The 14876-nt window shown below is 75.8% G+C and carries 13 protein-coding genes; 5 read left to right on the top strand and 8 right to left on the bottom strand.

The genetic code is table 11. From position 1 onward, the window contains the following. The first annotated feature begins 129 nt into the window (after nucleotides 1-129). Both purF and purM read left to right on the top strand, forming a co-directional pair. Complete coding sequence (gene purF, locus G446_RS0111020; protein WP_051285941.1) at nucleotides 130-1851, top strand: amidophosphoribosyltransferase; 1722 nt, start codon at nucleotides 130-132, stop codon at nucleotides 1849-1851. After that, entirely contained in the window at nucleotides 1848-3122 is a 1275-nt protein-coding gene (gene purM / locus G446_RS0111015) for a phosphoribosylformylglycinamidine cyclo-ligase (RefSeq protein WP_084779186.1), read from the top strand. Before purF ends, purM begins: the two co-directional genes overlap by 4 nt. 140 nt (nucleotides 3123-3262) lie before the next feature. Here purM and G446_RS17485 read toward each other — a convergent pair whose 3' ends face one another. The 6 genes from G446_RS17485 to G446_RS17470 form a co-directional block, all read right to left on the bottom strand. Next, a complete protein-coding gene (locus G446_RS17485) occupies nucleotides 3263-3490 on the bottom strand; it encodes a DUF3073 domain-containing protein (RefSeq protein ID WP_034470210.1) in 228 nt (75 codons plus the stop codon). A 326-nt stretch (nucleotides 3491-3816) separates the two neighbouring features. Next, nucleotides 3817-4161 (bottom strand): DUF3618 domain-containing protein, encoded by a 345-nt coding sequence (locus G446_RS17480; RefSeq protein ID WP_034470208.1) that lies wholly within the window; start codon nucleotides 4159-4161, stop codon nucleotides 3817-3819. Then, on the bottom strand, nucleotides 4158-4673 hold the full coding sequence (locus G446_RS17475; RefSeq protein ID WP_051285939.1) for a hypothetical protein: 516 nt from the start codon (nucleotides 4671-4673) through the stop codon (nucleotides 4158-4160). The genes G446_RS17480 and G446_RS17475 overlap by 4 nt, the downstream gene beginning before the upstream one ends. Beyond that, nucleotides 4670-5158 carry a phage holin family protein gene (locus G446_RS0110995; RefSeq protein WP_026410187.1) on the bottom strand — a complete coding sequence of 163 codons (489 nt, stop codon included), beginning with the start codon at nucleotides 5156-5158 and terminating at the stop codon, nucleotides 4670-4672. The genes G446_RS17475 and G446_RS0110995 overlap by 4 nt, the downstream gene beginning before the upstream one ends. 228 nt (nucleotides 5159-5386) lie before the next feature. Further along, nucleotides 5387-5917, bottom strand: coding sequence for a TM2 domain-containing protein (locus G446_RS0110990; protein ID WP_245574677.1), 531 nt, complete (start codon nucleotides 5915-5917; stop codon nucleotides 5387-5389). A gap of 184 nt (nucleotides 5918-6101) precedes the next feature. Continuing rightward, nucleotides 6102-6686 (bottom strand): class I SAM-dependent methyltransferase, encoded by a 585-nt coding sequence (locus tag G446_RS17470; protein WP_051285938.1) that lies wholly within the window; start codon nucleotides 6684-6686, stop codon nucleotides 6102-6104. A 172-nt stretch (nucleotides 6687-6858) separates the two neighbouring features. Between G446_RS17470 and G446_RS0110980 the strand changes: the two genes are divergently transcribed. Both G446_RS0110980 and G446_RS0110975 read left to right on the top strand, forming a co-directional pair. Further along, nucleotides 6859-8076 (top strand): glycosyltransferase, encoded by a 1218-nt coding sequence (locus tag G446_RS0110980; RefSeq protein WP_034470206.1) that lies wholly within the window; start codon nucleotides 6859-6861, stop codon nucleotides 8074-8076. Between the two features lie 179 nt (nucleotides 8077-8255). Then, complete coding sequence (locus tag G446_RS0110975) at nucleotides 8256-10499, top strand: helicase-associated domain-containing protein (protein ID WP_051285937.1); 2244 nt, start codon at nucleotides 8256-8258, stop codon at nucleotides 10497-10499. A 38-nt stretch (nucleotides 10500-10537) separates the two neighbouring features. Here G446_RS0110975 and G446_RS20070 read toward each other — a convergent pair whose 3' ends face one another. Together G446_RS20070 and G446_RS17465 are read right to left on the bottom strand one after the other, a co-directional pair. After that, entirely contained in the window at nucleotides 10538-10690 is a 153-nt protein-coding gene (locus tag G446_RS20070) for a hypothetical protein (RefSeq protein WP_156916631.1), read from the bottom strand. 18 nt (nucleotides 10691-10708) lie between these two features. Beyond that, on the bottom strand, nucleotides 10709-12313 hold the full coding sequence (locus G446_RS17465) for a succinic semialdehyde dehydrogenase (protein WP_084779184.1): 1605 nt from the start codon (nucleotides 12311-12313) through the stop codon (nucleotides 10709-10711). Between the two features lie 219 nt (nucleotides 12314-12532). Here G446_RS17465 and G446_RS0110960 point away from each other — a divergent pair, with 219 nt between their 5' ends. Beyond that, a complete protein-coding gene (locus G446_RS0110960) occupies nucleotides 12533-13858 on the top strand; it encodes a DUF3027 domain-containing protein (protein WP_245574676.1) in 1326 nt (441 codons plus the stop codon). Nucleotides 13859-14876: the final 1018 nt, after the last annotated feature.

Raw genomic sequence — 14876 nt, 5'->3', positions numbered from 1 at the left:
GTGATTGCGATGCTGGCGGATGATCCGGTCGGGTCCTTGGCGTGGCGGGCCCCGCCCCCGGCCGCGCTTCCGGCCCGCCCCGCCCGCCCCCGGCCGCGCTTCCGGCCCGCCCTGTGGGACAATGCCGCGGTGAGTTCCGGTGACACCGCCCAGACCGCCATCGGCCCTCCCGCACACCCCTACCCCGAGCTCGAACCGCCCGTCGGCGAGGAGTGCGGCGTCTTCGGCGTGTGGGCGCCCGGCGAGGAGGTCTCCCGTCTGACCTACTTCGGCCTGTACGCACTCCAGCACCGCGGCCAGGAGGCCGCCGGCATCGCCACGACCGACGGCTCCAACATCCTGGTCTACAAGGACCTCGGCCTGGTCTCCCAGGTCTTCGACGACCCCTCCCTGTCCAACCTGACCGGGCACATCGCCGTCGGACACGTCCGCTACGCCACCACGGGGGCCACCACCTGGGAGAACTCCCAGCCGATGCTCGGCCCCGTCGCCGGCTCCACCCTGGCCCTGGCCCACAACGGCAACCTCACCAACACCCGCGAGCTCATGGCGGCCGTGCACTCCGCCTCCGGCGAGGACCTGACCGGCGAGCTCGGCCGCGGCTCGTCGACGGACACCGCCGTCATCGCCGCCCTCATGAGCCTCGTCTCCGAGCGCGGCGGCCTCACCGGGGCCGACGACGGGCCCGGCGGCCCGCCCGCCCCGGCCGATAGCGCGCCCGGCCCCGCCGCGCCCCCGCTCGCCGTCGCCGCCACGGCCCACCGGGTCCTGCCCATGCTGCGCGGCGCCTTCTCCCTGGTGTTCATGGACGAGCGCACCCTCTACGCCGCCCGCGACCCGCACGGCGTGCGCCCCCTGGTCCTGGGGCGCCTGGAGCGCGGGTGGGTCGTGGCCTCGGAGACCGCCGCCCTCGACATCGTCGGCGCCGCCTACGTGCGGGAGATCGAGCCCGGCGAGCTCCTGGAGATCGACGCCGAGGGCCTGCGCTCCACCCGCTTCGCCACGGCCCGTCGGGCCGGCTGCGTCTTCGAGTACGTCTACCTGGCCCGCCCGGACACCAAGATCGCCGGCCGGTCCGTCATCGCCGCGCGCAACGCCATGGGCGCGGCCCTGGCCCGCGAGCACCCCGTCGAGGCCGACCTGGTCATCGCCACCCCCGAGTCCGGCACGCCCGCCGCCATCGGCTACGCCCAGGCCTCCGGCATCCCCTACGGCCAGGGGCTGGTCAAGAATGCCTACGTGGGCCGGACCTTCATCCAGCCCACCCAGACGCTGCGCCGGCTCGGCATCCGCCTCAAGCTCAACCCGGTGCGCGAGGTCATCGAGGGCAGGCGCCTCGTCGTCGTCGACGACTCGATCGTGCGCGGCAACACCCAGCGGGCCCTGGTGCGCATGCTGCGCGAGGCCGGCGCCGCCGAGGTCCACGTGCGCATCTCCTCCCCGCCGGTGCTGTGGCCCTGCTACTACGGCATCGACTTCGCCACCCGCGCCGAACTCATCGCCGCCGGCATGAGCGTGGAGGAGATCCGCGAGTCCGTGGGCGCGGACACCCTCGGCTACCTCTCCGTCGAGAGCATGGTCGAGGCCTCCGGCCAGCCGCGCGCCGAACTGTGCACCGCCTGCTTCACCGGCGACTACCCCATCGCCCCGCCGGCGGGAGGCGCCTGCGCGGCCGCCGCGCCGGTCACGCGGGTGCCCAGCGCCTACCGGCACCGCCGCCGGGACGTATCGGCCCGCATGCCCGACGACGGCGCCGCCGGCCTGGCAGGCCCGGCCCTCGTCACCCGGCCCGACCTCATGACCGGCAGCCCCCTGCCGGCCCCCGTTCCGCGAGAAGGAAGCACCCGATGAGCCCCGACACCCCGCGCGCCGAATCCGCAGCCGCCCCCGCCGCCACGTCGGCCCCCGCCGCGCCGCACGCCGGCGATCCCGCCGCGCCGCCCGTTGAGTCCGCCGCTGCCGGCGCTCCGATCCCCGCCGGACCCGCTGGCGGGCGGGGCATCACCTACGCCGACGCCGGCGTGGACACCGCCGCCGGCGACCGCGCCGTCGAACTCATGAAGGACGCCGTGGCCGCCACCATGACCCCGGCCGTCGTCGGGTCGGTGGGCGGCTTCGCCGGGCTCGTGGACGTCTCCGCCCTGCGCGACTACCGCCGCCCACTGCTGGCCGCCTCCACCGACGGGGTGGGCACCAAGGTCGCCATCGCCCGGGCCCTGGACGTCCACGACACCATCGGCCAGGACCTGGTGGGCATGGTCGTCGACGACGTCGTCGTCGTCGGCGCCCGCCCCCTGCTCATGACCGACTACATCGCCTGCGGCCGCGTCGTGCCCGAGCGGATCGCCAGCATCGTGCGCGGCGTGGCCGCCGCCTGCGCCGCCGTCGGCACCCCGCTGCTGGGCGGGGAGACCGCCGAGCACCCCGGCCTCATGGGCCCCGACGAGTACGACGTGGCCGGGGCCGCCACCGGCGTCGTCGAGGCCGACCGCAGGCTCGGCGCCGAGCGCGTGCGCCCCGGCGACGTCCTGGTCGCCCTGGCCTCCTCCGGCCTGCACTCCAACGGCTACTCCCTGGTGCGCCGCGTCGTCGAGCGCGCCGGGTGGTCCCTGGAGCGCGAGGTGCCCGAGTTCGGCCGCGCCCTGGGCGAGGAGCTGCTCGAGCCCACGCGCCTGTACGCGCGGGTGTGCCTGGACCTCGCCGACGCCCTCGACCCCGCCGGCGCCGACCCCGCCGACCTGCGCCTGCGCGCCCTGTCCCACGTCACCGGCGGCGGGCTGGCCGCCAACCTCGCCCGCGTCCTGCCCGCCGGGCTCATCGCCGACGTCGACCGCTCCGGCTGGGTCGTCCCGCCGGTCTTCGACGTCGTGCGCCGCCTGGGGGACGTGCCGTGGGAGGACCTGGAGGGCACGCTCAACCTGGGGGTCGGCATGGTCGCCGTGGTCGCCCCGGAGGCGGCCGACGACGCGGTGCGCCTGGCCCGCCGGGCCGGCGCGCCCGCCTGGGCGCTGGGGACCGTCCACGAGGCCGGGGACTACGCGCCGCGCGGGCGGGTCGTGGCCGGGACCAAGGGCGTCGACGGCGGGGCCGTCGACGTCTTCGGGAGCTACCGCACTCGGTGAGTGAGGGCGGGAGGAGCGCAGCACACGCTCTCGACGCGCCCGGAACCGACTACGACGTCGTTGTCGGCCGGACGCGCCGGCTGAGTCGTTGGAGACCCGGATCGGTCCGAGCCCTCAGGCCGGACCGGGATCGAGGCCGGTCAACTTCGACGACCCGGCTCCGTCCGGGGGACGTCCGAGTCCTCCCAGTCATCGTCGTCGTCGACGTTGTACTTGGCGGCCAGCTCCTCGTACTCATCGCGCGGATCGGCGCCGGAGGACGCGCTGACTAGCTCGCGCTCGAGCGCCGCGTAGTCGGTCTCCGGGCTGAAGTACTTGAGCTTGCGGGCGACCTTGGTCGCCTTGGCCTTCTGACGGCCGCGCCCCATAGGCTCGACCCCCTCCAACTGTCTCTGGCGCGCTGGGCGCTTCACTTGGGCAAATGTGTCGTGGCCTGAGCCTACATCGCTCGTGCCCCAGAACACCATTCGGCGTTCGGTCGAAGCTCAGTGGTTCCTCCCACGCCCTCCTCCGCGTTCCCAGGCGGCCCGGCGCGGATCCGCCCTCCGGGGCCTCCGGGGGCGGCGCGCACCGGCCCCGGCCCCGCGGGCGGCCTGGGGACGCGGAGGTGACGGTGCGGCGCTTGAAGTCGCGCTCGGCCCCGCGAGCGGCCGGCGGCTCAGCCCCGGAGGCCGGGGTCTTCACGCCGGGCCGCTCAGCCCCGCGAGCGGCCGATGAGGACTCCGAGCAGGGCGGCGCCGGCCACCACTCCGCCGGCGACGGCGGCCACGACCCTGATCGACTCGGCATCCCCGTCCTGGGCGCGCTCGATGTGGTCGCGGACGCGCTCGCGCAGCGACCCCGCCCAGGCGCGCAGCGAGTCGACGGTCTCGTGGGCCCTGACGCTCAGCTCCTCCCCGGCGGCTCGGGCGCGGGCCCGCGGGGCGACGCGCTCGGCGAGCGCATCGACGTCGGCGGCGAGCTCGCGGCGCTGGCGGGCCAGGCGCTCCTCGATCTGCTCCGGGGTGAGACGGGCGTCGGGGGAGGGCGGGGTGATCATGAGCGCACCGCCTTGACGAGGGCGGCGACGCTCAGACCCGCCAGGGCCATGGCGGCGCCGGTGACAACGGCGAGGGAGCGCGGGTCGCCGTCGCGGGCGTCGTCCAGCAGCCGGGCCAGCCGCTGGGCGGGGCCGGGCTCCTCGGAGCCCGGGCGCAGGCCCGCGATGACGGACTTGACGCTCCGGCCGGCGTCGGCGGCCGCGTCGCGGGCGGCGGCCCCGGCCCGATCGACCGCGCTCCGGGCCGAGTCCCTGGCCCGGTCGGCCGCGTCGCGGGCGGCGGTCCTGGCCCGGTCGGCCACGATGCGGGCCGTAGTCCTGGTCCAGGCGGCCGTGGCGCGGGCGGTGTCCTTGGCCTGCGTCTTGAGCGCCTCGGGGGCCAGGCGGGTGCCGAGGACCTCCATGTCGACGGCCAGGCGCTCGCGGCGGGCGATCAGGGCCGCCTCCATCTCCTCGATGGTGGGCGCCGGGGCGGGGGCGGGCCCCGCGCTCGCGGGGGAGTGGGTGCTCACTTCTGGTTCCCCTTCTCCAGTCCGGAGGCCAGGGCCTCCTTGGCGATTTCGACGTTCTGCTTGAGGCCCTCCTGCGGGCTGGGGGTGTCGGCGAGCCCGGCGTCGATCTTCTTCTTGCCCACGACGGCGAGGACCGCCACGATAATGAGCAGGACGACGGCGACAATGAGGTATCCGGCCCACAGCGGCAGCGCCTCGCCGATTCCGCGGGCGGCCGCGTGCAGGAGCATGGCGAAGGCGTACAGGGCCAGGACCCCGGCGGCGCCCAGCAGCCCGATTCCCAGGCCCAGCTTGACGGCCATTCGTTTGCCCTTGGCCTTGGCCAGGTCGATCTCGCCCTTGATCAGACCGGTGATGTTCTCGGAGATCCGGGCGACGAGCTCGCCGAGGGTCGGCTGCGCGGCCCTGGCGCCGGAACCGGTGCCGGTGCCAGGGACGGGACCGGGCGGGGGCGAGGGGGAGGCGGGGGGCGGGTTGCTGGTCATACGGCTCGACCTTCTTGAGACGATGCGTCGGGGTGCTCCGCGGAAGGGCTCGCGGTGCGACACCGGGACCAGAGTCTCATACGAATGCCATTGTGGTGAACCTGATACCGGTCTTCGTCCCGGTGCGCCCGCGGGCGGGCGCAGGCGCGCGGCGGCGGGCGCCGCCGGCCGGGATCAGGCGACGCCGGCCGGGGTCGGATGAGGCGCGCTGGCGCGCGGGCGGGCGCTTCAGCTGGACAGCGGGACGCCGCGGGCGTCGACGCCCCAGGGGCGCGAGCCGGGCTGGGCGGACAGGATGAGGATGCCCTCGATGAGCCCCCATATCGAGATGCCCGCGATGATGAAGATGCCGATGATGACGATGAGCAGGACGTAGCCCACGATCGTCCCCACCAGCTGGCCGACCGCCTTGCCGGTGTTGCCCAGGTAGAAATTGTGGACGCCGAACTGTCCCAGGAAGATGCCGAGCAGGCCGGCGGCCAGCTTGGACTTCTGGTCGTAGTAGGCGCCGGGCTGCTGGTAGAGCGCCTGCCCGGGGACGACCCCGGCGGGGTAGTCCCACTGGGCCACGGGGGCCTGGTCGTAGTAGGCGCCGGGCTGCGGGTAGCCGGGCGGCGGGTAGTCGGGCTGCGGGTAGTCGGGCTGCGGCGCCCAGCCGGGCTGCGGGTACCCCGGCTGAGCGCCCGTCGTCGCGTAGGGGTAGGGGCTCTGCGCCGAGTAGGGGTACATCGCCTGGCCGCCATCGGCGCCGGCGGACATCGGTGGCGGGTACCCGGAGGGATCGTATGTGCTCATCGAGGACCTATCGCGATCGGGAGGGGCCGTCCGGGTGACGGCCCGCGGGGCTTCAGACTAGCGGGGCGCCGGGTCGCGCCCCGCACGTCCGCGGGTTGCGGAATGGTGTTCCGAGAGCCTGATCGGACACATTCTCCGCCGGGCGCGGTCACCGGATCGCCTCGCCCTCGATGATCGGCGCGAGACCCCCGAACACGCCGGCGGTCCGCAGGGTGCGCAGGACGACCCGGGAGAATCCCGCCCTTTCGATCGTGGAGGCCGTGTCCCTGCGCGGATCGCACCCCCGGTCGAAGCGGCGGGTGAGGGGCGCGGCCAGCCCCTGGAGCAGGCGGGCCCCGGAACCGGCCGGCGCCGCCACGTGCTCGAAGAACACGAGCCGGCCGCCGGGCCGCAGCACGCGCAGGATCTCGGCCAGTGCGCCGTCGGGGTCGGCGACGGAGCACAGCGCGGTGGAGCAGACGGCGGCGTCGACCTCGCCGTCCGCCAGCGACAGCTCCTCGGCGACCGATTGCAGCAGACGGGAGCGAGGCCGGGCCTCGACGGCGCGAACCAGCCGTGCGGACGGCGCGGGCTCGAGCGCGAGCCACTCGGCCCCGGGCGCCAGGAAGCGTCCGCTCGTCCCCGAGCCCGCCCCGACGTCGAGCACGGTGCCGCTCAGAGCGCCCAGCGTCCGACGGCGCCACCGGGCCTGCTCCTGCGGCGCCGTGCCGCTCGTGCGATGCGGTGCGCTCATGACGCCGACCCTACCGGGCGCAGGTCCGGCGCGGCCGGGCGCGTGCGCGTGCCGCGCATCCGGCCCGGCGCCCCGTATCGGCCATGCGGTCTCGGCTCTTTGCGCGCCGTGGAGCACAGCGGATAGCCTTGAACGGCAAGTCGGACGCTGCGCGACGGGACGGTGCACTCCTATGCCCCTGAGGTTTCTTCTCATCACGGCCGGGAGCCGCGGTGACACCGAGCCCTTCGTCGCGCTGGCCCACGCCCTGAAGAAGGTCGGCCGCGAGGCCGTCGTCGCGGCTCCGGCCAGGTATCGCCGGCTGGCCGCCCCGTACGGGGTCCGCTTCCACCCGCTCGACGACACCTCCCTGGATCTCCAGGACCAGCTGGTCGGACGATCGGCCTTCGCCGCGCTGCGCGCGATGCCGCTCGCGAAGAGGGCCTTCAGGCGCTACCTCGACGACGTCGCCGCACTGGCCGCCGTGAGCGTCGACATCGACATGGTGGTGTACCACCCCAAGGCCCTCGCCGCTCCCATGGTCGCCAAATACCTGTGCATCCCCTCGGTCGCCGTTCAGCTCATCCCCCTCTGCTACCCGACCCGGGCCTTCCCCGCGCCCCTCTTCACCTCCCCGGTGCCCAGGTTCTTCAACCGGGCGACGTGGTCGATGCTGGACTGGATCGAGGGGCCGTGGCGCACCGACCTCATCCGCATTTGGAAGAACCGTCTCAATATGCCCGGCCAGCCGCCGCGGCTGTCCGACCACATCCGCAAGCACGGGACGCTCAGCGCCTGGAGCCCCACCCTGCTGCCGGCGCCGTCGGACTGGCCGCCCCCGGCCCGGCCGCTCGGCTTCTGGCGCCTGCCGCCCACCGACTGGAGCCCGCCGACGTCCCTGACCGACTTCCTGGCGGCGGGCGAGCCCCCGGTGTACGTCGGTTTCGGCAGCATGGTCGGGCGGAACCCGGCGGCCCTGGGCGACATGGTCGCAAAGGGCCTGCGACGGGCCGGTCGCCGGGGCGTGGTCGTCACGGGCGCCGGCGGGATCGAGATCGCCCCCTCCGACGACATCTGCGTCATCGAAGAGGCGCCGCACTGGTGGCTCATGCCCCGCATGGCCGCGGCCGTCCACCACGGCGGAGTGGGGACCACGACCTCCGCCCTGCTCGCGGGCGTTCCTCAGGTCTTCAGACCCTTCATGGGCGATCAGCGCTTCTGGGCCGATCGCGCCCGCGCTCTGGGGGCCGCCGTCCTTCTCGAGGGTCAGGGGCCCGACGCCTTCGCCGCGGCGATCGAACGGGCCATCGCGGACTGCACCGACACGGCCCGGGCGCTGGCGCCGCGGGTCGCCGAGGATGACGGACTGCCCGAGACGGTGGAAAGGCTGCTGCGGCGATCCTTCAATTGAATGCGCTTCAAGTGCGGCGCGCACCCCGCTTTCAGCGCCCCGACGACGAGAACTCGAGGTCAGATCCTCGTTCTCAAGACCGGCCCCGCTCCGGGCGGCCGGGACGCGGGTCCGGCTGCCCCGCGGGCGCGCCCGGCCGGGTCCGGCCGCGCACGGGCGGCACGCGTAGGCTGGGGCGGGTGAGCAGGGCGCGTGAGACGACCGGGGGTCCGCCGCGCACCGGCCGCCCCGGCGCGGTGCCGCCGGACGCGACCGGGACGCGGGCGCCCCGGTCGCGCGCCGAACCGGCGCCGCCCGCGTCCGGGGCGCGAACCGCGCCGGGCGCGACCGGGGCGGGACCCGCGTCCGCGCTGCGCACGGCCGGCGTCGAGGAGCTGGTCGTCCACCTCACGGCCCTGTCCGACGCCGAACTCGCCTCCCTTCTGGCCGCGCGCCCCGATCTCATCTCCCCGCCCTCGCCCTCCCTGACGAGCCTGGCGGCGCGCGCCGGGGCGCGCCCCAGCGTCGAACGGGCGCTGGCGGACCTCGACGCCCCCGCCCTCGACGCCGCCCGGGCGGTCCTGGCCACGGGCTCCCAAGATCCGGCGGCGCTCGCGGCCGCGCTCGGAGGTGACGAGGGCGGCGTGGACGAGGAGGCGGTGGCGGCCGGCCTGGAGCAGCTGACGCGCCTGTGCCTGCTCACGGCCGCCGGGCCGGTCACCGGCCTGGTCGAGGCCCTGCGCCCCGCGCCCGCCGCCGCATCCGCAACCGGCGCCGCCGGGGCGGCGCTGCCCGCGCCCAGCCGCGCCCCGGACCCGGCCGAGCTCGACGTCCAGGACGCGGCCGCCGTCGCCGACCAGTGCGCCCGCGCCGCCGAGGAGCTGGTGCGTCTGACCTCCGCCCTGCTGGCCGAGTGGGGCCGCGAGGGCGCCCCGATCCTGCGCTCGGGCGGCGTGGGGGCCCGGGCCCTGGCCCGTACGGCGCAGGCCCTCGACCTCGCGCCCGCCGCGACCGCGACCCTCATCGAGCTGACCGCCTCCGCCGGGCTGCTCGGCCTGGACGCCGAGGGGGAGGCCTGGGTGCCGGCCCGCCCCGCCGTCGACTGGGCGCGGGCGGAGCTGCCCGAGCGCTGGGCCCGGCTGGCCGCCGCGTGGGCGGGCAGCGCCCGCACGCCCTGGCTGGTCGGCACCCGCTCCGACGACGGCTCCCTGCGCCCGGTGCTCGGCGACGACGTCGAGGCGCCGTGGGCGCGCAGGCTGCGCCGTCGGATCCTGATGCTGCTCGAGACCCTGCCGGAGGGCGCCTCGGCCACCCCGACGTGGGTTCGCGCCGCTCTCACCCACGCCCGGCCTCGGCGCCCCGTCCCCGCCGGCGCGGTGACGGCGGTCCTGGCGGAGGCCGAGCTGCTCGGCGCGACCGGCGGCGGCTCCCTCACGCGCCCCGGACGGGTGCTGGCCCTCTCCCTGACGCGCGCTTCCGACGAGCCGCCCGCCCGGGCGCAGGCCGACGCCGCTCTGCTGGAGGCCCTCGAGGCGGCGCTGGCGCGGGACCTGCCGACGCCGGTGGAGACGCTCCTCGTCCAGTCCGACCTCACGGCGGTCGTCCCGGGGCGCCCCGCCCCCGTCCTGGCCGAGCTCCTCGAGCGCGCCGGCGCCGTCGAGTCGCGCGGCGGGGCCCTCACGGTGCGCTTCACCGCGGAGTCGGTGCGCGGCGCCCTGGACGCGGGTCTGTCGGCGGACGAGCTGGTGGAGGCCCTGGAGCGCTTCACGCCCGGGCCGCTGCCGAGCGCCCTGACGGTCCTCATCGACGACGTCGCCCGCCGCCACGGGGCCGTGCGGGTCCGCGGGGTCTCCAGCCTCCTGCGCGCGCCCGACCCGGCGGTGGCCGCGGGCCTGATCGCGGACGCGCGCCTGCGGGACCTGGAGCTGGCGGAGGCGGCGCCCGGGGTGCTCGCCTCGACGGCGCCGCCGGGGCGGGTTCTGCGCGAGCTGCGCGAGGCGGGGCTCGCCCCCGTCCTGGAGGACGCCGGCGGCCGCCTGCTGCTCGCACCGGGCGCCGCCGACGGCGTCCGCCGGGGCGCGCCCCCGGAGAGCCACCGGCCCGGGACGGGCGGCCCGGTCCGACGCCGCAGGCCCACGGCCGGCAACCTGGCGGCTCACGTGGGACGGATGCGCGCGGGTGAGCGGGAGCGCGCCGGGGCCCCGGCGGCGACCGACCCGGTCCACGTTCTGGCCCTGCTGCGTCAGGCCCGGGCCGCCCGCACCCGGCTCCGGCTGCGCCTGGCCGCCGGCGACGGGGACGTCCAGGAGCGCACGGTCCGGGTGCTCGCGGTGGAGAGCGGCCGGGCGCGCCTGGCCGACCTCGAGCGCGAGACCGAGCTGACGGCCGCCCTCCACCGGATCGTGTCGGTCGAGCCCGACCCCGCCGCGCCGTCCGCCCGGTGAAGCGGTCCGCACTCGGGCGGGTCAGACTATGCGGCGGGTCACCGCGCCGTCCGCCCGGTGAGGTGGTCCATGGTCGAGGCGATCCCGAACAGGTCGGCCACCCGGTCGAGCACCGGGACCGGCAGCCCGTCGAGCACCGGGACCGGCAGTCCCTTGAGGAGCAGCACGGCATTGGCGAAGCGCGGCAGCACGCGCCGCTGGTCCCCGCGCTAGCGGTCGAGCCCGGGCAGGCGCCGGGCCAGGCGCAGCCAGGCGGCCATCGCCGTCGCCCACCGCGCCTCGCCGACGCCCGGCGGCGCCTGGAGGGGCATGAGGCGCTGGACGGCGATCGTCTGGGACTGGGTGTACTTGACGATCCCCTCGGGGCCGTGGCGGCGGCCGAGCCCGGAGGCGCCCATCCCGCCCATGGGGGCGGCCGTCGAACCCCACGCCGCGGCGTAGCCCTCGTTGATATTGACCGTTCCGACGCGGATCCGCCCGGCCAGCTCGACCCCGGCGCGACGGTCGGCGGTCCACACCGCGGCGTTGAGGCCGTAGGGGGAGGCGTTGGCCAGGCGCACGGCCTCCTCGTCGTCGGACACGCGGTACAGCGACGCCACCGGCCCGAAGGTCTCGGCGGCGAACACCTCCATCCCCTCGGCGACACCGGTCAGCAGCGTGGGGGCGTAGGCGGTGGGGCCGACCTCCGGCAGCGCGCGCCCGCCGGTGAGGACCGTGGCGCCCCCGGCGACGGCGTCGGCCACGTGCGCGTGAACCTTGGCCAGGTGCTCGGCGCTGATGAGCGGGCCCATATCGGCGCCCCAGCCCATGTCGGCGCCCACGCGCAGGGACTCGGCGGCCCGCACGAGGGCGGGGATGAACCGGTCCCACGCGCCCCGATGCACGTAGATGCGCTCGATGGAGATGCACAGCTGGCCGGAGTTGGAGAAGCAGGCCTTGACGGTGCCGCGCACGGTCCGGCCCACGGGGGCGTCGGCGCGCACGATGAGCGGGTTCTTCCCGCCGAGCTCGGCGGACACGGGGATGAGGCGCGCGCCCGCCCGGGAGGCCACCGCCGAGCCGGTCGCCGTCGAACCGGTGAACATGACGGCGTCGACGGCATCGATGAGCGGGGCGCCCAGGGCGGAGCCCGGCCCGGTGACGACCTGGAAGAGGTCGGGGTCCGCCCCGGCGCGCGTCAGGAGGCGGTGCACGGCCAGGGCCGTGAACGGCGTGTCCGAATCCGGTTTGAGCACGACGGCGTTGCCCGCCATGAGCGCCGCGACGGCGTCGGAGGCGGCCAGGGTCAGGGGGTAGTTCCACGGCGAGATGATGCCGACGACGCCCAGGGGCCGGCGGTGGACGACCACCCCGGTCAGGCCCGGCACCGCCCCGCCCCGCCGCCGGGCGGCGAGGTGGCGGGCGCCGGTGCGGGCGTAGTAGCGGGCGGTCATGGCGGTGTCGGCCAGCTCCTCGAAGGCGTGGGCGCGGGCCTTGCCCGACTCCCACTGGACGAGGTCGAGGAGGGGGTCGCGCAGCCTCCAGACCAGGTCGTGGAGGGCGAGCAGCACCCGCGAGCGCTCGCGCATCGGGGCGCGCGCCCAGCGCCGCTGGGCGGTGCGGGCCCGTTGGACGGCGCGGTCGACGTCGTCGGGGCCCAGGCGCGGGACCCGGCCGATGGGCGAGCCGGTCAGGGGCGAGACGACGTCCATGGCCTCCCCGGTCAGGTCGGCGCCGTCGTCCAGGCCCAGGGCCCGCAGCGCCGCCCGACCGCGCTCATCGGCGGCGGGGCCGCGCACGGCGGCGCGACCGGGGTGCGTCATCGGCGTGGTCATGAGGGGCCTCCTCCATATCCGGGCGCCACTGTAGCGGCCTCCCCGGCGCGCGGGCCTGGGCCCGGAAGTACGGACTTTTAATCCGAAGGTCGTGGGTTCGGCCCGCACGCCGGGGCCATCCCGCCCCGGGCGCTCGCGACCCGCCGATCCCGTTCAGGCCGTATGCCGGGGGGCGGCCGCCTGCGTCCCCACCATCGCGCCGGCCCCTACACTGGTCGGGTGACTGACACAGCGACTCATGCTGCAATTGAGGCGTCGACCCCGGTCAAGCCGCCCGGCACGGCCGGAACTCTGGCGGATACCGCCACCTCCGGACTCCCCCGCCCCGGCTCCCTGCCCACCCGGGCCGAGGCCGCCGCGGCCGCCAAGGATCGGACGCTCACCTCCCCGACCGCCGTCGGGCTCGCCCACGCCGCCCTGGGCCAGATCACCGAGCCGCTCAGTGTGGGCGAGCACGTCGCGGCCCGCAGCGAGGGCGAGCGGCTGGTGACCCACCTGTTCGAGTGCAATCTCGCCGGCTACCGCGGCTGGCGCTGGGCCGTGACCCTGACCCGGCCCCCGCGCAGCCGCACGGCCACGATCTGCGAGCTGGAGCTGCTCCCCGGTGAGGACGCCGTTCTCGCCCCGACCTGGATCCCCTGGGCGGAGCGCCTGCGCCCCGGCGACATCACCCGCGCCGACCGCCTGCCCCGCCGCGAGACCGACGAGCGCCTCGAACCCGGCTGGGAGGCCACGGGCGATGAGGAGGGCGACGTCGCGGGTATGGACGCACTCGACTTCGGGCGCGCCCGCGTGCTGTCCCCCCAGGGCGTGCGCGGCGCCGCCCGCCGCTGGTACGAGGGCGAGCACGGCCCGGAGGCCGACGGCGTGCGCAAGGCCCACGCCTCCTGCTCCACCTGCGGGTTCTTCGTCCCGCTCGCCGGTCCGCTGCGCCGCATCTTCGGCATCTGCGCCAATGAGTGGGCGGCCGACGACGGGCGCGTCGTCTCGCTCGACCACGGCTGCGGCGCCCACTCCGAGACGGACCTGCCCGACCAGGGGGCGGAGTGGCCGGTGCTGCCCTCGCGGCTCGACGAGAGCGCGATGGAGCCGCTCGGCACCGACGGGGTCTCCCTGCGCGGCGGGCTGAGCCGGGACCAGGCCGAGGCCCTGGCGGCGGGCATCGATCAGGAGTTGGCGGGGCAGTCGGCGGGCGCGGGGGCCGAGTCGGATGCGGGCGCGCGGTCCGCGGGTGAGGCGGCGGAGCCGGACACGGGAGCGGAGTCGGACGCGGGGGCGCGGTCCGCGGGTGAGGCGGCGGAGCCGGACACGGGGGCGGAGCCGGACGCGGGCGCACCGGGGGCGGTCGACTCGCCGCAGGAGACCGAGTCGATCGCGGCGCCGCCGTCGAACGGGGCCCTGTCGACGGAGGACCGTCGCGCCTCGGCGCTGACCGCCGTCGCCGACCTGGCCGCCGGGCTCGGCATTGTGACCGAGACCCAGGAGGAGATCCTCGTGCCCCGGTCGCTGGAGGAGCTCGAGGCCAGGCTGCCCTTCCGCGACTGAGGCGCTGGCGGTCGCTGGCGGCGCGGAAAAGGTGGCTCCCGCGTACTTTTAGGGGCGTGCGGCGGGTCCGGTCGTTTGACGAACGGCGTCATTCCGCCATTCTTCGAGCGGGCGACCGTGGAATGAGGGGTGAAAGGCACGCGGGAGCCACCTTTTCCGTCTCGTCGGCGGTGCGCCCCGAGCCGCACCATCCCGTCCTACGCGTATCGGCCGTCTCACGCGACCCTGATATCCCACTCGCACGGGTCGGATCGGGTCTTCTTGGCGGGGTGTGGATCCGGTCGGGGGTCGAGGACGGCGGCGGTCGGGGCCGGCGCGGGGAGGCGGGGGCGGGTCGGCCCTGTGCTCGTCGAGATGTGCATTTTGCATTCGAGATGTGCATTGAGCCTTTCTCACCAGGAAGACCCCTGGGCTGGCCGGGATCGGCGTGATGACGCGGAAAAGTTCGGGGCAAAGCTAGGTGTGCGGCTCCTGTGCGCACCACCCCCACTCCACACCCATCCTTTCCGCACCATCGCGCCGATCCTGGCCCCTGAGCCATCGGTTCTGGTGAGAAAGGCTCATTCTGCATTCGAGATGTGCATCTTGCATTCGAGATGTGCAGTTAAAAGTGCCCGCTCGAGTGCAAAATGCACATCTCGGCGCCCGGGGTCGGGCGGCCCGGCCCGGCCCGGGGGCCGGGGTGATCGCCGGGGCCGCCGTCCGCGCAGGGCCCGCGGCGGCGCCGGTTGTCCGAATCTGTTGCAAAGGCCCGAATCCCGCCGGGGCGCGCGAGCGTTTTAGCCTCGATCTTTCATCGTCTGGTTGGGTGGGGTTGGGCGGCGTCGTTGCCGGTGCTGCGGGGTTGATTGTGGCATGGGGGTGTGGTGGTTCGCCGCGCGTGGTGGGGCGCGGTGGTCGGTGGTGCTCGGGGGCGGGGCGGCCGGCCTCCGGGGGTCAGGGGGCGTCCTCAGGGGCGGGGGCCGGGGTCAGGGTGCGGGCAGGGTCTGGAGGCGTTCGATGCCTTGGAGGAGGAGAT

The organism is Actinomyces dentalis DSM 19115 (assembly GCF_000429225.1).
Classification (GTDB): domain Bacteria; phylum Actinomycetota; class Actinomycetes; order Actinomycetales; family Actinomycetaceae; genus Actinomyces; species Actinomyces dentalis.
This window is presented reverse-complemented; position numbering and strand designations above follow the sequence as displayed.

What these genes read in the sequence shown, in the direction of transcription:
- purM (WP_084779186.1), top strand. Translation starts at nt 1,848, where the DNA reads ATGAGCCCCGACACCCCGCGCGCCGAATCCGCAGCCGCCCCCGCCGCC.
- G446_RS17485 (WP_034470210.1), bottom strand. Translation starts at nt 3,490, where the DNA reads ATGGGGCGCGGCCGTCAGAAGGCCAAGGCGACCAAGGTCGCCCGCAAG.
- G446_RS17480 (WP_034470208.1), bottom strand. Translation starts at nt 4,161, where the DNA reads ATGATCACCCCGCCCTCCCCCGACGCCCGTCTCACCCCGGAGCAGATC.
- G446_RS0110995 (WP_026410187.1), bottom strand. Translation starts at nt 5,158, where the DNA reads ATGACCAGCAACCCGCCCCCCGCCTCCCCCTCGCCCCCGCCCGGTCCC.
- G446_RS0110990 (WP_245574677.1), bottom strand. Translation starts at nt 5,917, where the DNA reads ATGTCCGCCGGCGCCGATGGCGGCCAGGCGATGTACCCCTACTCGGCG.
- G446_RS17470 (WP_051285938.1), bottom strand. Translation starts at nt 6,686, where the DNA reads ATGAGCGCACCGCATCGCACGAGCGGCACGGCGCCGCAGGAGCAGGCC.
- G446_RS0110980 (WP_034470206.1), top strand. Translation starts at nt 6,859, where the DNA reads ATGCCCCTGAGGTTTCTTCTCATCACGGCCGGGAGCCGCGGTGACACC.
- G446_RS17465 (WP_084779184.1), bottom strand. Translation starts at nt 12,313, where the DNA reads ATGACCACGCCGATGACGCACCCCGGTCGCGCCGCCGTGCGCGGCCCC.